At 67.5% G+C, this 17031-nt stretch carries 10 protein-coding genes; 6 read left to right on the top strand and 4 right to left on the bottom strand.

Translation table 11 applies throughout. From position 1 onward, the window contains the following. The first annotated feature begins 48 nt into the window (after nt 1-48). Nucleotides 49-4923 (top strand): class I SAM-dependent DNA methyltransferase, encoded by a 4875-nt coding sequence (locus tag ACWCP0_RS03935; protein ID WP_451077253.1) that lies wholly within the window; start codon nt 49-51, stop codon nt 4921-4923. A 64-nt stretch (nt 4924-4987) separates the two neighbouring features. Here ACWCP0_RS03935 and ACWCP0_RS03930 read toward each other — a convergent pair whose 3' ends face one another. Next, nucleotides 4988-5203 (bottom strand): DUF397 domain-containing protein, encoded by a 216-nt coding sequence (locus tag ACWCP0_RS03930; RefSeq protein ID WP_451077252.1) that lies wholly within the window; start codon nt 5201-5203, stop codon nt 4988-4990. After that, nucleotides 5200-6033, bottom strand: a complete 834-nt coding sequence (locus ACWCP0_RS03925) for a helix-turn-helix domain-containing protein (RefSeq protein ID WP_451077251.1) — start codon at nt 6031-6033, stop codon at nt 5200-5202. Before ACWCP0_RS03925 ends, ACWCP0_RS03930 begins: the two co-directional genes overlap by 4 nt. Before the next feature lie 458 nt (nt 6034-6491). Between ACWCP0_RS03925 and ACWCP0_RS03920 the strand changes: the two genes are divergently transcribed. Further along, a complete protein-coding gene (locus ACWCP0_RS03920; RefSeq protein ID WP_451077250.1) occupies nt 6492-10046 on the top strand; it encodes an nSTAND1 domain-containing NTPase in 3555 nt (1184 codons plus the stop codon). Here the strand turns inward: ACWCP0_RS03920 and ACWCP0_RS03915 are convergent, their stop codons facing one another. After that, nucleotides 10047-10346 carry an NIPSNAP family protein gene (locus ACWCP0_RS03915; RefSeq protein ID WP_451077249.1) on the bottom strand — a complete coding sequence of 100 codons (300 nt, stop codon included), beginning with the start codon at nt 10344-10346 and terminating at the stop codon, nt 10047-10049. A 399-nt stretch (nt 10347-10745) separates the two neighbouring features. On the opposite strand from ACWCP0_RS03915, the gene ACWCP0_RS03910 reads away from it, so the two are divergent. Both ACWCP0_RS03910 and ACWCP0_RS03905 read left to right on the top strand, forming a co-directional pair. Next, on the top strand, nt 10746-11858 hold the full coding sequence (locus tag ACWCP0_RS03910; protein ID WP_451077248.1) for an NADAR family protein: 1113 nt from the start codon (nt 10746-10748) through the stop codon (nt 11856-11858). Between the two features lie 301 nt (nt 11859-12159). After that, nucleotides 12160-13590, top strand: coding sequence for a hypothetical protein (locus ACWCP0_RS03905; protein ID WP_451077247.1), 1431 nt, complete (start codon nt 12160-12162; stop codon nt 13588-13590). 51 nt (nt 13591-13641) lie between these two features. Here the strand turns inward: ACWCP0_RS03905 and ACWCP0_RS03900 are convergent, their stop codons facing one another. Further along, nucleotides 13642-14106: a hypothetical protein gene (locus ACWCP0_RS03900; protein ID WP_451077246.1), complete on the bottom strand. Its 465-nt coding sequence runs from the start codon at nt 14104-14106 to the stop codon at nt 13642-13644. A gap of 275 nt (nt 14107-14381) precedes the next feature. On the opposite strand from ACWCP0_RS03900, the gene ACWCP0_RS03895 reads away from it, so the two are divergent. Beyond that, nucleotides 14382-15695, top strand: coding sequence for a DUF262 domain-containing protein (locus ACWCP0_RS03895; RefSeq protein ID WP_451077245.1), 1314 nt, complete (start codon nt 14382-14384; stop codon nt 15693-15695). Then, a complete protein-coding gene (locus ACWCP0_RS03890) occupies nt 15692-16855 on the top strand; it encodes an AAA family ATPase (RefSeq protein WP_451077244.1) in 1164 nt (387 codons plus the stop codon). Before ACWCP0_RS03895 ends, ACWCP0_RS03890 begins: the two co-directional genes overlap by 4 nt. Nucleotides 16856-17031 lie beyond the last annotated feature (176 nt).

Raw genomic sequence — 17031 nt, 5'->3', positions numbered from 1 at the left:
ATCGAGTACACAGGCAGTGACCCCGAGCCCCTGCCCGTCACCCCGCGCGTGGGCCTGCGCGGCCTGCGCCGCCCGTACTTCAGGGCCCGCGCCTTCTTCGCGGAGGCCGCCGCCACGGCCGACGAGGCGACGACGTACGACGCACCCGAGTGGCGCCGACGGGCGGCCGACCTCAACATCCTCGTGCTGCGCGCACTGGGCTACGACGGCAAGCCCCAGACGCTCACCGTCCGCCGCGCGGACAACACGCACGAGGTCGAGGTCGCCCACGCCGAACCGGGCCTCGTCGCCCTCGACTGCGGCTGGGCCGCCGAGCCGGACGCGGCCCTGGACCCAGAGGGCGCGGGCCGCCTCCTCCACCCATTGCAGCTTGACGCTCAGAACGTGGTGCGGACCGGCTCCAAGCTCGCCTCGTTCCTCTTCGCCTGCGAGGACGCCCCGCGGTATGTGCTGCTGCTGGCCGGTGGCGTCATCGTGCTCGCCGACCGCGCCGCGTGGGGCGAGGGCCGCTACCTCGCGGCCTCGCTGGACACCGCGCTCGACCGCAACAACACCAAGGACGGCCAGGAACTGGACACCCTGGCGGCCCTGTTCGGCGCGGATTCGCTCCGTACGCCGGAGGAGGGCGGCGAGAATCCCCTGGCGGGTCTCGTCGACAAGTCGACCAAGCACGCGGTGGGCGTCTCCTCGGACCTGCGGGACGGGCTGCGCCAGTCGGTGGAGCTGATCGCGAACGAGGTCCTGGAGCGTGTTCGGGGACATGAGGGCGTACGACTGGAGGACCTCAAGGAACTCCCGGAACTGGCCCAGCAGTTGACGCGCGAGTCGTTGCGCTATCTGTACCGGATCCTGTTCCTGCTGTACGCGGAGGCCCGGCCCGAGCTGGGCATCCTGCCGTCCGACTACCCGGAGTACCACCAGGGGTACGGGCTCGGCCGGCTGGGCGAACTGGTCGCCGAGCGGGACCTAGTCGGCGAGAAGGCGCGCGAGGGCTTCTACCTGTACGAGTCGCTGGACCTGCTGTTCCGGAAGGTGCAGGAGGGGTACCGGCCGCGTCGTACACACGGGGTCGCCGAGGAGAAGGCGTCCGAAGACATCGGGCTGCGCTTCGAGCCGCTGCACTCGAAGCTCTTCGAGGGCGAGTCCATCCGCCTGATCGGGGCCGAGTCCGTACCCGACCCGAGGTACGACGAGGACGCGGAGGGCGGACCTCGATACCTGGACACGCGGCTGCGCAACGCCACGCTCTACCAGGTGCTGCGCAAGCTGATGCTCACCAAGGGCAAGAAGGGCGAGCGCGGCGGCTTCATCTCGTACGCGCAGCTCGGCATCAACCAGCTCGGCGCGGTGTACGAGGGCCTGATGTCGTACTCGGGCTTTGTCGCGGGCGAGGAGCTGTACGAGGTCGCGAAGGGCGGCGACCCGAAAGACGGGTCTTGGCTGGTGCCCGAGTGCAAGGCCGACGAGTACGCGAACTTCTTCGTACGGCACCGGGACGAGGACACGGGCGAGGAGGTGCCGGTCCGGTACCGGCCGGGGGCGTTCGTGTACCGGCTGTCGGGCCGTGACCGTCAGACCTCGGCGTCCTACTACACACCGGAGTCGCTGACGAAGGTGACGGTGCAGCTGGCGCTCCAGCATCGGTTGGACCAGGACGGGACGACGACCGAGGCACGGGAGCTGCTGGACTGGAAGATCTGCGAGCCGGCGCTGGGGTCCGGGGCGTTCTTGAACGAGGCGATCAACCAGGTCGCGGCGGAGTACCTGCGGCGTCGGCAGGAGGAGACCGGCGAGGCGATCGACACGGAGAAGTACCCGATCGAACTCCAGAAGGTCAAGGCTTACATCGCGCTGCACAACTCTTACGGCGTGGACCTCAACTCGACGGCGGTCGAGCTGGCGGAGGTCTCGCTGTGGCTGAACACCATGCATCCCGGCATGGAGGCACCGTGGTTCGGACTGCACCTGCGGCGGGGCAACTCGCTGATCGGTGGGCGCAGGGAGATCTACGGGCCAGAGCGCTTGAAGAAGGGCGGTTGGCTGGGGACGACGCCGGAGCGCTTCCCGCTGACGGAGGCGGCCGGTGGGCTGCCGGAGGGGGCGGTGCACCACTTCCTGCTCCCGGCGAAGGAGTGGGGCGCGGTCGCCGCCGAGAAGGAAGCGAAGGCGCTCGCGCCGGACGAGGCGAAGGCGCTGGGGGCGTGGCGGAAGGCGATCACCAAGTCGCCGAGCACGAAGCAGGTTGCGCGCCTTCAGGGCTTGGCCCGGCGGGCGGAGTATCTGTGGGGGCTGGTGTGCCGGCGTCTGGAGATCTCAGAGCGGGACATCTCGCGCAAGATCGATGTGTGGGGCGCGGAGAGTGAGTGGCTGCGCCAGCCGGTGGAGGCGGTACAGCGCGAGGACGTGCTGGCCGACCTCGAGCGGGAGGACACCCCGTATTGGCGTCTCAAGACGTTGATGGACGCGTGGTGCGCGCTGTGGTTCTGGCCGGTCCATGAGGCATCGATACTGGACGGAACGAATCCGTACTACCAGCGCGCCGCTCAGGCAGCGGAGCGGGCGGCGATGTACGAGACCGCGCTGTCTTCCATGCCGGAGGAGTCCGAAGGCGTCCTGATCTCATGGGCAGAAGACGCGCTCCCTGGCTTCGAGACCGACGCCAAGCAACTCTCGCTGACGCGGGAGGACGTGGACAAGCGCCGGACGCGCGGTCGTAAGGAAGCGATCACGGCCCAGCGACGTGTGGTGATCCCTCTCGCGAACCTGGACGACTGGCTGGCCTTCGCGGAGTCGCTACTCGGTACGCAGGAAGTCCCGGCGGACTCGCTGATCTCGGAGTTCGAGTCGCTGTCTGAGCTGACCCCGTACGAGGACGACCTCCCGGATTACATGGGCATGGACCGGGCGCATCACCTGGAGGAGCGCTACCCGTGGGCGGGCGCTGCGCATGACGTCGCGACCCAGCAGGGCTTCTTCCACTGGGAGTTGGAGTTCTCCCAGGTGTTTGGGCGGGGCGGGTACGACTTGCAGGTGGGGAACCCGCCCTGGGTGAGGCCCCGCTGGGAAGAGGACGTTGTACTAGCAGAGCTAGAGCCGTGGTTCATACTCTCGGACAAGCCAGGCACGGGAGAATGGCGACTCAGAAAGGACGAAGTACTCGGGGACAGAGTGGAAACCTCCCAGTACTTCTTGGGAGAGCTTGCAGCCAATGTCGGGGCTGTTGCTGCGCTAAGCAGTCCCACGAGTTATCCGTTGCTGGCCGGCACTCAGCCGGATCTCTACCGGGCATTCATGTGTCGAACATGGGACGCCAACGGGACAACCGGAGTCGTCGGCCTCATTCACCCCGACACCCACTTCGCAGGAAACAAGGAAGGCCGCCTTCGTAGTGCGGCCTACCGCCATCTTCGGGTTCATGGCCACTTTCAGAACCTCCGCCTCCTGTTCGCAGAGGTGACTTGGACCAAAGAGTTCGGAATCCATATCTACGGGGCCGACCGCGAGATCTCATTCACCCATGTCAGTTGGCTTTTTGATTCTGTTCCGCTCATCAACTCATTCGCTCACGACGGCTCCGGCCCACTCCCCCGCATCAAGCATGAAGGGCATTGGGACCTGCGCCCCCATCGTGCGCGCCTAGTAGAAGTCGATGCGGGTGTCCTTGAGCGCTGGCAACGCCTGGCTGGCGAAACAGAAACACCTATCGAAGAGACGAGGCTGCTCTACCCCGTTAGCACGGCAGAGCAGAACGCAATTGACGCCCTTGCGGTAACATCCTTGCGCTTGAATGACCATAGCCCCTCCATTACCCGCGGATTCGATGAGAAGGGAGCGAAGGATGCTGGGCTGATCCGCTGGGAGACTTTCGCTCCCGCCGACTGGAAGGAGGTGATCATGCGTGGCCCCCAGATTTCGATCGCCACGCCCTTCGCAAAGCAGCCCCCACACACCTCCCGCGTTGATGCACCCGCATGGCTCGTCGACCTTCATCCCGATGGTGTGCCGTCCTCCGACTACCAGCGCGCGTGCGGTGCTGATGCATTCCAGGCTGCACAAGACCGGTGGAATGGAAGGCCGTACACAGAGTACTTCCGTGCCGTATGGCGCGAGATGATTCCCTCTGCCACAGAGCGCAGCCTCTTCGTGGCTCTCATCCCTCCCGGGCCGTCACATATTCACGGTATGCGAAGCATGGCATGCGCGGACAACCGCACAACCGTGCTGACAACAGGTTTTTGGGCTACGTTGCCCCTGGACTATGCCGTGCGCATTAGTGGGCGCGGGCATCTCGACGTCGCCGACGCTCGTACACTTCCTGCACCCGCATCAGTCCACCCCCTTGCCGATCCACTTCTGTTGCGCACTCTCCGCCTGAACTGCCTCACTTCGGCATACGCGCCACTCTGGTCGGAACTGTATCGACTAACGTGGCCAGGCTATGAGGACTGGGCCCGCCCTTGGCCCAGGCTCCGCCCTCTGGCCGGACACCTCACATCCGACTGGGGCCCGGAGACCCCCCTGCGCACAGAGTACGAGCGCCGCGCGGCACTGGTCGAGTTGGATGCTCTTGTTGCGGTGTGGCTAGGCATCAGCGCGGACGAACTTGTGGCCCTTTATCTCTCCCGCTTCCCTCAACTCGTGGGATACGAAAGTGAAATGTGGTTCGACAGCAATGGTCGCCGCCTCGCTGCCAACTACAATGCCTACGGCCACGGACAGACCAAGGACATCTACCCAGCCTTCGTGGAGCACCACGGCAGCCAAGCCACAACCCAACCCCCCGAGGGCTACACCGCGCCGTTCTACAAGGCCGACCGCGAGACCGAGATGCGTGCCGCACACGCGCACTTCCAGGCGCGGCTCGACGCGGAGATCGCCGCCGGCCGCTGGTCCCCGCCGGAGCCGACCACCGCGGAGGCCTGACGCAAACGCTGCGGGGCGGTTCCCAAACACTTAAGAACCGCCCCACGCCAAGCCGACTACGTACCTACACGGCACCGCTCCCCGCCGCGAACCCGACGAAGGCATCCCACGCTTGCGCGGGCACGGTGAGGATCGGAACGGTGGTGTCCTTGGAGTCGCGAACGTGCACAACCCCAGGGCGAGGCGCGACCTCCACGCACTGACCGCCCTCGCCGCTGCTGTAGCTGCTCTTGAACCACGCCAGCTCAGGGGCAGCCGACGCAGACTTATCGACGTTCATGTCTCTCCAAGCAACTTCTCGATGAGGACCAGCGATTCGCGCGGGGTGAGCGCCTGCGCCCGAAGGAGACCGTACTGCTCTTCGAGCTCCCGCACAGTCCTCCGGTCTGTGTAGAGACGGCTGTGCTTGTACGCCTCCACATAGGCGATCCTCCGTCCTTCCTCCGTCTCGATCAAGGTGAACGGACCAGCCAGTCCCGCGTGCTCTTCACGCTTGTTCGGCATGACTTGAATGTCGACGTTCCTTCGCTCACCGCACAGCAGGAGTTGCTCAAGCTGTCCGCGCATCACACCACGGCCTCCAGCGGGGCGGGTGAGAACCGATTCCTCGATGACGAAGCTGAACGTGGGCAGGGGCATCCGCGCCAAGACATCCTGCCGGGCCAGGCGGGCGACGACACGCTCTTCGATCGTCTCCTCGGTCAGGATGGGCCTCCTCATGGTGAACACGGCCCTCGCGTACTCCTCCGTTTGCAAAAGCCCGTTGACCACATGGGTGTCGTAGACATGGAGTTCGACGGCCTCGGCCTCCAACTTGGCCGCATCCCTGAAGAACGCCGGATACTGAGCCCGCGCCACCTCCTCCTTCATCTCCGCCAATACACCCCGCGCCCCCAACAGCTCATCTGCCTGCTCGATGAACCTCGGCGGCGGAACCCGCCGCCCCTGCTCGTACGACGCGATCGTCGAGGCCGAGTACCCCGTTGCCGCCCCGAACGCCGCCCGGTCGTACTTTTCGCACTCACGGAACCGCTTCAACTGCCGCCCGAACACATGCAGGATGCCCGACCCGGGCCCCTGCTCCGCCTGCTGCTCGTCGTCCACCGTCATCCGCACACCACCTCCCGCGCACCCGCGCCCACACCCAACGCCGCCGCCCCAACCCCGGTCACGCCCCACCCCGCGTACAGCCGCCCCGCCGCCGCGTACACAGCTTCCTGTCCCGTCACACCCCACCCTGATCAACGGTACGCAGACCACACCACGTTCGGCCCGGAAGAGCCGACAATTACCCCCCTCCGCGCGACACCGGCACCACCAGACCACCACCCTCGCGTCGCGGCCACCCTCGACTCCCTCAACAGCCTCGGCAGTTCGCGCTGTGTGGCTGGTCTGCCTACGCGGAGTTGAGTTCGTCTCCCGCGCCCCCGATGATGTTCACGAGCACGGACTTCACGGGCACGGACGCTGCCGCCGCAGGTTCAGTGAGAGAGCCGGTGCCCGACTGTCGACAGGGCCAAGGGGGCTGGGATGCTGGGGGAAAGCCACACGGCCGAAGTCGGTCCCGCATGAGGCACCGCATACAGCTCGCGCTCCAGATCATGCTCGTACTCGTCGCGAGCCTGCTCGGCATCGTCACCAACTACGCCACCAACGCGGACGACGCGCCCTGGCTGTTACAGGCCATTCAGCAGGCGTCCGTACCCGCCATCGGGCTGCTGATCGTCGCCATGGTGGTCGGGCAGGTCGTCGTGTACCGGCTGGAGAACCCCGCACCGCCGCACGTCGACTGGCCGCGCGACCGCGTGCCGTACCCAGGGCTGGACGCCTTCGACGAAGACGAGGCAGCGGTCTTCTTCGGCCGGGAGGTCCAGGCCGCCGAACTCACGCGCAGACTCCACGCATCGACGGAGCAGCCTGCCGACCGGTTCCTGGTGCTCGTCGGCGCGTCCGGCAGCGGAAAGTCCTCGCTGATCAGAGCAGGAGTGATGCCCCGGTTACGGGAACGCCGGTGGACGCTGCTGCCCGCCTTCTCCCCCGGACCCAACCCTCTCGGTGCCCTGGCGACGGCCATCGTGGCCGCCAGCGGCGGGCACGAGCCGATGAGCGCCGTGCTGCGGCGCCTGCGTCAGGGGCCCGGGGCCCTGAAGGCGGAGCTGTCCCGGCTGCGTGGCGGCCGGTTCCGGCGCACGCTGCTGGTGGTCGACCAGTTGGAAGAGGTGGTCACCCTCGCCGGGGAGCGGGAATGCACACAGTTCCTCGACGCGCTCCGCTCATGTGTCGAGCAGGACTGCGGCATTCGTGTGCTCGCCACGCTCCGGGTGGACCTCCTGGGGCGGCTGCTCGGCACAGGCCACGCTGACATCGTTCAACGTCCCATCGCCATCGGTACCTTGGGCAGACCTCAGCTTGCTCAGGTCGTGGAGCGCCCGGGTGCCCTGGTCGGTCTCTCCTTCGCGCCCGGCGTCGTCGACACCATCGTGGACGAGACCGGCGCGGACGACGCCCTGCCGCTGCTCGCCTATCTCCTTCAGGAGCTCTACTTCGCTGCCGGCCCCGGCGGAACGGTCACCGAGGAGCTGTACCGCGAACTCGGCGGAGTGGCGGGCGCGCTCGCACGGCAGGCGGACCACACCGTTGCGGAGATCGGCACCAGCGAGGGGATCGACTTCGTGCTCCGGGTGCTCCTCAGATTCGTCACCGTTCAAGGGCACGAAGTCGCCCGCCGTCACGTACCGCTGTCCGAACTCACCGCTCAGGAACGCCACGTCGTGGATGCCTTCGTCGACGCGCGGCTGCTGACGACCGGCGTACGCGGCGACTCGTCCGCCGCCGCTCCGGAGCCCTACGCACAGGTGGCGCACGAGGCGCTGTTCCGTCAATGGGCTCCGCTGAGGCAGGAAGTCGAAGCGCGCGTCGAGCAGCTGCGCGAACGCGCCGAGCTCGAACGGTGGGCCGAGGACTGGGAGCACTCCGGCCGCAGCAACGACTACCTCCTCACGGGCGAACGTCTCTCCCTGGCCCAGCGGTGGCTCGCCGCACTTGAGGAGGCCGGGCAGGCATCGGAGCCGGCACGCGCACTCGTCCAGTCCTCACAGCGACGCGATCTGGCCTTTCTGCGCCGGGTGTCGGACAGCATCGGGCAGCATGTGCTCGGCAGCGCCGAGACCCGACCTGAGCAGGCCATCCTTCTCTCCTTGGCCGCGCTCGGTGAGTGCACGTCGACACCGTCGGCCCGGCGCGGTCTCATGACGGCGCTGGCGGCCAGTCATCTTCGCGCCCGACTCGACGTCCACACGGACACGGTCCGACACACAGCCTGGTCACCTGACGGACGCCTGTTGGCCACGGCTTCCCGAGACGGGACCGCCCGGATCTTCGACGCACGGTCGGGACGGTCGCTGCTCGTCCTCCCTTCCGACGGCGCGATGGTCGAATCGGTCGCCTGGTCCCCCGATTCGTCCCACCTCGCCACGGCGGGCCGGGACCGCGTGATCAGGATCTGGGACGCCACCACCGGCGCTCCCGTTCGGCTGCTGACCGGGGCCGCCGACATCGGCAGGCAGGTGGCCTGGTCGCCCGACGGCCGGCATGTCGCCGCATCGTCCAAGGACCGCGTCGTCAGAGTCTGGGAAGCCGACTCGGGCCGTCTCGTTCACGAGATGCGTGGACACCGCGACGACGTCTGGGGCGTCGCCTGGTCCCCGGACAGCACCCGCCTGGCCTCCGCCTCCCACGATCAGACGGCGATGGTGTGGGACTTGGCGACATGCGCGCCCATCACGACCCTGACCGGCCACGGGGACTTCGTCGAGGGCATCGCGTGGGCCCCGGACGGACGCTCCATCGCCACGGGTTCCGGTGACCACACGGCACGGATCTGGGACGCGCAGACCGGCGACCTTCGGCTGCTGCTGCGCGGACACACCGATTACGTATGGAACCTGGCCTGGTCCCCGGACGGCCGGATGCTCGCGTCCGCGTCCTCCGACCGGACCGTCCGCATCGTCGGCACGGATGACGCGAAGGTCCTGGCCGTACTGCGTGGGCACACCGACACCGTGTGGGGGGTGACCTGGTCTCCCTCAGGCGCGCAGCTGGCCACGAGCTCGACCGACGGCACCGCGATGATCTGGGGCCTGCGCCCACGAGGAGCCGAGCAGGTGCTTGTCGACGGGCACGCCGGCCCGGTGAACCAGGCAACCTGGTCCTCCGATGAGACGCGTATCGCCACCGCCTCCGACGACGCCACGGTACGCATGTGGGACGCGGCCACCGGCGCTCCCACCGCGCAGACGCTGCCGCTGGACGACCGGGTGTGGAGCGTGGCGTGTTCGCCGCAGCATCAGCGGCTCGCGCTCAGCACCAACGACGGACTCTTCCGCGTCGTGGACGAAGCAGGCGGCACCCTGTTCGAGCATCGTGGCGAAGTCGTCGAAGCATGCGCCTGGTCGCCCGACGGTCTACGTATCGCCACCGGCGGGCACGACGGCACCGTACGCATCCGATCCGCAGAAAGCGGCACCGAACTGTGTGCCTTGACGGGGCATCAGGACTGGGTGGGACGCATCGCGTGGTCGCCCGGCGGCCGCATGCTTGCCAGCTCCTCCGACGACCGCACCTGCCGTCTGTGGGACGTCGCCGACAGTCGGCAACTCACCGTCCTGCGCGGCCACGACAACTACGTGGACGATGTCGCCTGGTCGCCGGACGAACTGCGCCTCGCCACGGCTTCCGGCGACTGGACGGCCGCCGTGTGGGACGCGGCCACAGGACGCCGCATCGACATTCTGAAGGGCCACGAGGGACGCGTCCGCGCCATCGCGTGGTCCCCCGACGGACATTACTTCGCCACGGGCTCCGACGACCGCACCGTGCGCGTCTGGTCCGCCGCGACCTTCGAGGAGGTCGCCATCGTCGGGGTCCACCAGGACAAGGTGACGTCGATCGCCTGGTCACGGGACAGCATGCGGCTGCTCACCGCCTCCTTCGACGGAACTGCCCGCGTATGGTCCGCCGACCCCGACTTCGGCCGTCTCGAAGCACACGCCCGTGGAAGGGTTTTCCGGACGCTCGGAGACCACGAACGGCGTCAGCACATGCTGCCGCTCACGGCTACGTAGTCAGTAGCGTTCTTCCACCGTGCGGTCCTCGGTGCTGAGAAGATAGTCGTCCGGGTCAAGATTCATGGCTTTGCGGGCGGGCGACGACCAGTACATCGCATTGCGCTCCGCAAACGTCTCGGGGCCGTCGTACGAGATCAGCCAGACGAACTGGTTGCGCTCACGGTCCACCCACGCCCCACCGATGGTGAATCCCAACTCCAGCCGCAGCGGCACGATTTCCGTGCGCCACCGCTCCACCCACTCTTCGAGCATGCCGTCACGAACGGTATACGTACGGAGCTGGGTGGTCTGGGCCATCTGAGACATCCCTCCTGGAGCGGAACCTGGTGCATCTGGCACCCAGGCTATGCGATGAGACAGCCGTTCGAAGGCTGCGGGCACGTGACAGGCCGGGACGGACGATCATCCCGTGGCCACACGTCGTGATACGACACGGATCACATCCGCCGGACCGGTCAGTACGGTTCGCGAGCGGCGCGTACCGAGGCGCGTTCCGCTCTGGCCGATCCATCGACCTGTTGCCGGGCATCGTGAGCGGCAGGCTCCTCGCCAGTTCCCTCTCCCCCAAGAGGAAGCACCGGCGGCAGGCCGTACACCCCCGGCGGCGCGCACAGCGAGGCCGGGGGGCACCGTGCAGGAGACGGGCGGAGCACAATGCACCGGCGGCGTGCATCGCGGGTCCGGCACAATGGCGCGATGATCGGCAACCGGATCACCTACCGCATGGCGGACGGCATACGCGTACCCGGTACCTGGCGGCACGCCTTCATCCGCAACGGCGACTACCACCTGACCGACCTGTTCATCTACGCGGACGGGCTCATCGACTGCTGGGGCCTGGTCACCCTCGACGAGTTCGAGGAGAAGCTGCGCCGCGGCTGGGTCGCCACCGAACTGCCCGACGGCGGCAGGGCGTCCGGCTACGACGTGGCGGGCTGGAAATTCAGCGAGCCGCGCACCTGGCTCACCCCCGAGCTGCTGCTCGCCGAGGTGCGGGACACCATCGAGCAGCTCAACGGCCGCCCCGACTCGACGGAGCGGTGCCTGGCCGCGGTTGACGCGTTCCTCGCCGACCGGACCGAGGAGCAGCGGGCGGCCGCCCGCGCCGCCTACCTCGCCATCCCCAGGACCCAGCGGCGCTACGCGCTCGGCGACATGGACCGGAAGGACTGGCCGCTCCGGGTCCTGGTGGCCGGGCCGGGCGGGCAGATGGAGGACTGGCCGGACGAGCCGGTCACGCAGGAGGCCTACGACAGGGCAGTCGCCTACCTCGAGGACAGGGCGCGGTGGATCGCCGAACGGCCCTCACGGCTCCCTGCGGACGGACCGGCGACCCCGGTCGCGCCTGCGATCCAGCTGTACCACTCGTATCCGCTGAAGCCGTCGGACGATCCGGGCAAGAAGGCCCTGCGCAACGACTACCCCGCACCCATCGGCGTCGACGGCGTCACTTACCCCTCCGTCGCCTGCGCGTACTGGGCGCTCTCGGCTGCCGACCCCGACGCCCGGGCCGCGATCACGGGCGCGGACACAGCCGCCGACGCCCATAGGCTGGCCACAGACGCCCGCCGCCGCGACGGCTGGGAGCAGGCCCGGACCGCTGTCATGACCGGCCTGCTGCGGGCCAAGTACACCCAGCACCCCAACCTGGCCGAGATCCTTCTGGCGACGGGCGACGCGACCCTCGTCTACGACGACGCCGACTCCGGCTTCTGGGGCGACAACGCCGGTCGCGGCAGGAACTGGACCGGTCGCCTCCTCGAACTCGTCCGCTCCGAACTGCACGCACACCGGGCCGGAATAGTCTGAGGGGCCGGGGTGGTCTGGCGCCAACGGCCGGTGTGCCTCAAGGCCGAGACCGACCGGCTCCCCACTCGGGCGGGTCGACGGATCGCAGCTGACTCTACAAACTCCACGGTGGCCTGGGCGCACCTCGCCCACGGGCTTCCCGTGTTGCCTGCCAGTCACTTGCTCCCCATCCGGCCAGAGAAGCGCCTTGAACGCGCCAAGCTGAGCCCACACCCCCAACAAACGCTCACCAGTTCGATAGGTCTGGTGGCGACCAGGTGATCGGCGCCAAGCCGACACCGACCAACTCGGGGGTACATCCATGCGAATACCGTGGCTCCGCCACGCCCGTGGACGGACATTCGCCCTGCTCACCATCGCGGCCCTTCTGCCCGTCGCAGCCCCGGCCGCGGCGGCTGCCGGCGGTCAGGACGATCTGCGGATCGAGACGTACGTAATGCCTTCTGGGGCGGCACATCCGTCACTGGAGGACCTGCGCAGCGGTCGGGTCAGAGAGACCCTGCGCCGCATGACGGGGGAGATGCAGTCCGAGGCGCGACTGCCTGCTGAGACGGTGGGCCCTGCCGCGTCGTACGCGCCGCTGTCCAAGGAGCCGTCCGGCTCAGCGCCTACGCCCGCGCCGGCACCGTCGAATCGTTCCTCCTCCCAGCTGGCACCGTTCGCCACATATCCGGAGCCCGCCCGCACCATGACGTATGAGGAGTGCCGGAACGGGCTCGGCAGCACGCAGAAGTTCTTCATCAAGTCCCGGTTCGCGGTCTGCTCGGGTGCGTCGTTCCTGCAGACCTGGATACGGAACAACCGGCCCGTCGGCGAGAGCATGTTCAACGTCCGGGTCGTCGGCACGATCGCCAAGAACAGCCGCGAGATCAAGTTCCAGTACTACTACACCGAGATGCAGACGACCGGCTCGACCGCGACAGCCGCTATGAAGATCACGACGAAGGGCGCGATACCGCAGAGCTGGCCCTCGGGAGTCCGTTACGTCCAGGGCGGCAACATGCCGGGCACCAAGAGCTTCGAGGAGCTCAAGCGGCAGCGGAGCTACCTGCACACGGTGAACGCAAAGCCGGGGCAGGGAAGTGGCGGCGCCACCGATCTCGTCTTCTCCGTGTACGAGCCGGTCATCACCATCACACCGCCGGCCGGTTGGAGGCTGGGCGGCGCGCTCAGCGGCAAGCTGTTCATGCTCGCGCCACGCTGGGACGCCGCCACCTACCTCGCGAACTCCACCGGCGGCGGAAACCCCGCACGCAAGGGCGCGGCCACGTTCAGCTATCTGCCCACGCTGACGTACAGCGCGAAGGCAGGGGCCGAGGAGCGGGCCGTCGCCGAGCACATCCGTACCGCGTTCACCAAGCCGCTCGACACCAAGCCGTACATGTCGGCCAAGAAGGTTCCGGGGCAGGTGCCGAAGGAGCCGCTGCACCGGCTGGTGCAGCAGACCCGCAAGGACGACAACCGAAAGGCGGCCGTCAAGCAGTGCAAGCGGTACTGGGGGGACAACTACTCCTGGGGCGGCACCCGGGAGTGCGACGAGTTCCCCTTCGCCACCTATGAAGGTGCCGCACAGGCCGACCACGACCCTGACGCCAAGAAGTTCAACTTCTCGGTCCTGCCCGTGGCCAAGGCCGACAACGGTGCCGCCGGCAGTCTTCTGCTCGGGTTCTACGCGAAGAACCGGCTCGTCGACGGACTCCAGGACGGGTTCCTGGTGAAGATCACCTCATGACCGGCGGGGGCGGGGGCCTGGCAGGTCCCCGTCCCCGCGTGTCATCCGTCGCTATACCTTCGGCCAGAAACGTACGAGGTAGCGCTCGGCGCCGTCGGCCGTACCCGTCTGGGCGGACAGTCGCTCGGCTTCCTCGCGCCCGGCGCAGCACACCTGGACGTGCCACGTGCCGCCCTTGTCGGACAGCGTAATGATCTGGTCCGTCCGCCCGAGACTCATGGACCATATGGCCACCTCGCCGCTGGTCGACACGAACTCGGCCTCCCCGCGCTCGTCCCACCGGGTCCAGTCCTCTTCGGGCGGGCGATCGTCCCACACCTCGGCGGTCACTGCGGCAGTGTGCGTGTGCCCGGCGCTGAAGATGTCGATTCGCCCGGGAAACGTGGTCAGAAACTGCCCGAACACACTGTCGTCGGGATACGGCACCGGAAGCTCGGCGTCATCGGACTCCTGCAGGCAGAAGCTGTGGTAGCCGACATCGGCGCCGAATCGCTGCTGTCGGATCAGTTCCGCCACGCCAACTCCTCACCACGAACGGCCAGCTGGTTACGGCGTGATGCTAGCCGCGTCCCGAGGGGCGATGGGCCACCCCGATCGCAGCTCTGGCCGAGATGCTGCGCTTCGGCCGTGTCATACGCCGCGTCGTTGGTCGCCCAGACGCCGGACCGGAGACCCTTCCCGGCTTCTGAACAGCCGTCCGCCTGCTGACCTCCCAGCACCCGGACCATCGGGCACAATCGGGCGGGACAGGACGCAGCCACGCCGATGCCAGGACGGGAGTACGAGGAGACATGTCGTTGGAGGACAGCGGCGGCAACCGTGCGGCGGCGAAGGAGCAGCTGTCGCTGTACGGGCGCTACCAGGACGGGCCTTCCGTGGAGGACAGCGGTGGGTTCCTCGTCGAGGTGGGTGCCGACGGCCGGAGCACGGACGTGGAGCTGGAGCTTCCCGACACGGACGGGGACCACGGAGCGGATGGGATCACGGCTCCCTACGATCCCTCCAAGATCGAGATTCAGACGTCGAACCCCACCATCAACCTGCTCATGTCGCGGCTGAGCAACGGGATGATCGACCTCGCTCCCGACTTCCAGCGCCGCGCGGGCATCTGGTCGGACGAGCAGCAGAGCCGGCTCATCGAATCACTGCTCCTGCGTATCCCGATCCCCTCCTTCTACGCCGCCGAGCTCGACGACAGCTCCTGGGCACAGGACAGCTCCTGGGCCATCGTGGACGGCATCCAGCGGCTGACGGCGATCGCCCGGTTCATCGCCCCCCAGGCCCTGGCAGAGGTCGCGGGCATCGACAAGGGCCCACTCAAGCTGCGCGGGCTGGAGTATCTGCGCGAGGACTTCGAAGGCAAGGGGTACGCGGATCTGACCGGGCGGCTGCAGATCCGTCTCAACGAGACGCAGGTTGTCGTCCATGTCATCCGGCCGGGCACCCCGGAGGCCGTGAAGTTCAACATCTTCGCCCGCATCAACACCGGCGGGCTGCCACTCACCCGGCAGGAGATCCGGCACGCGCTGATCCCCGGGCCGGCACGGCAGTTGCTGTCCGCGCTCGCGGAGTCGACCGAGTTCACCACGGCCACCAGCAACGGCGTGTACAGCGAGCGGATGGCCGACCGGGAGATGGTGCTGCGGTTCATGGCGTTTCGGCTGACATCACCCGAGAGCTTCCGTTCCCAGGACTTCGACCAGTTCCTCGCGCTGACGATGCGACAGATCAACCGTCTGTCGGACGCCGATCGAGAGGCACACGCGGAGGCCTTCAGGTGGGCGATGTTCACCGCGTGGGCGATCTTCGACGCGCACGCCTTCCGCAAGCTGTATCCGGGGCAGGTACGGCGTTCACCCGTCAACAAGGCCATCTTCGAGACGGTGGCGGTGAACCTTGCCGAACTCACTGATCAGGAGCGCACGGCGCTGGTAGCGTCGCGTGCGGTTGTCCTCGAGAGGTTCCAGCAACTCATGACCTCGCGGGAATTCGAACGGGCCGTATCCGTGGGAACGGGCGACCGAGCCAAGGTGGTCACACGCTTCGCCGCGGTCCGTGACCTCTTTCGGTCCGTGCTGGAGCAGGAGGAATCGAACGCGTCGTGATCGACAGGCTGAAGCTCGTCAACTTCAAGGCGTTCCGCTCCGCGACGATCCCGATGGCACCGGTCACTCTGCTCACCGGCCTCAACTCCTCGGGCAAGAGCACTGTGTTGCAGGCCCTGGTAATGCTGCGCCAGTCCTACGACGCAGGCATGCTGCTCACCGGCGTGAACGACCCCGACGGCCGGGGAGGTTTCCTGCTGGACGGTGAGCTGCTGGAGCTCGGCACGGGCCAGGACGTGCTGCATGAGGACTTTCTGCCCTCAGACTCCGGCCAGGAGCCCATCATCCGTATCGAGCTCCGCATGACCGACGGCGCACCTTGCGGGTGGGCTGCACGGTATGCGCCAGAACAGGACGTACTGCCGTTCTTCACCTCCTTGGTGATGGGGCAGGCGGCCGACGGACTTGACGAATCAGTACCTCTCTTCTCCCGCCGCTTCCAGTACCTGAAGGCCGACCGCATCGTCCCTGCCACCATCTACCCGCGCTCCCACCACCAGGCTATTGCGCGCGGGTTCCTCGGTTCACGCGGCGAACACACCATCAACTTCCTGCGTCATCATGGGCCGGACATCGTCCCGGAAGGTCCACTACGCCATCCTGACGCTCGCGCTCACACGCTGATGGACCAAGTCGTCGCCTGGATGCAGGAGTTGTGTCCCGGCGTCAACCTGGAGGCTGCGGAGATCCCCGGCGTCGATTCGGTGCGCCTCAGTTACGGATTCGGCGGGACGACCGGCATCGACTCCAGCCGTCGACGCCGCCCCACCAACGTCGGATTCGGGCTCACGTACGCCCTGCCCATCGTCGTCGCGTGTCTCACCGCCGGGCCCGGCAGTCTCGTCCTGTTGGAGAACCCGGAGGCGCATCTGCACCCGCGCGGGCAGGCCCGCATGGCTGCCCTGATCGCGGCCGCCGCGGCAGCGGGTGCGCAGTTGGTCGTCGAGACGCACTCGGATCACGTCCTGAACGGGCTGCGCATCGCAGTGAAGACCAAACGCATCGCCGCATCGGACACGGCCGTCCACTTCTTCAGGAACGGCGGGCAGCACAGCGCCGAGATCCTCAGCCCGCACATGGGTGACGACGGCATGCTCTCCGACTGGCCGAAGGGGTTCTTCGACGAGTGGGAGAACTCCCTGGACCAACTGCTCGACTGACCGACACCGGGTACCGGCCATCAGTGCCGACGCGACGACTGGGGGCGGGCGTTGCCACTCCTGCTGTTTCTGAATGAAAGATCCTGCGAGTCCTCCGCCTCATCGGGCGAAGTCCGGGCGGCCATGGACGAGTTCGTACGCGTCTTACGCGTCGCCCGGAGCTGGCGAGAGGTCGC

It is taken from the genome of Streptomyces sp. NPDC001970 (genome assembly GCF_053594115.1).
This window is presented reverse-complemented; position numbering and strand designations above follow the sequence as displayed.

What these genes read in the sequence shown, in the direction of transcription:
- ACWCP0_RS03930 (WP_451077252.1), bottom strand. Translation starts at nt 5,203, where the DNA reads ATGAACGTCGATAAGTCTGCGTCGGCTGCCCCTGAGCTGGCGTGGTTC.
- ACWCP0_RS03925 (WP_451077251.1), bottom strand. Translation starts at nt 6,033, where the DNA reads ATGACGGTGGACGACGAGCAGCAGGCGGAGCAGGGGCCCGGGTCGGGC.
- ACWCP0_RS03920 (WP_451077250.1), top strand. Translation starts at nt 6,492, where the DNA reads ATGAGGCACCGCATACAGCTCGCGCTCCAGATCATGCTCGTACTCGTC.
- ACWCP0_RS03915 (WP_451077249.1), bottom strand. Translation starts at nt 10,346, where the DNA reads ATGGCCCAGACCACCCAGCTCCGTACGTATACCGTTCGTGACGGCATG.
- ACWCP0_RS03910 (WP_451077248.1), top strand. Translation starts at nt 10,746, where the DNA reads ATGATCGGCAACCGGATCACCTACCGCATGGCGGACGGCATACGCGTA.
- ACWCP0_RS03905 (WP_451077247.1), top strand. Translation starts at nt 12,160, where the DNA reads ATGCGAATACCGTGGCTCCGCCACGCCCGTGGACGGACATTCGCCCTG.
- ACWCP0_RS03895 (WP_451077245.1), top strand. Translation starts at nt 14,382, where the DNA reads ATGTCGTTGGAGGACAGCGGCGGCAACCGTGCGGCGGCGAAGGAGCAG.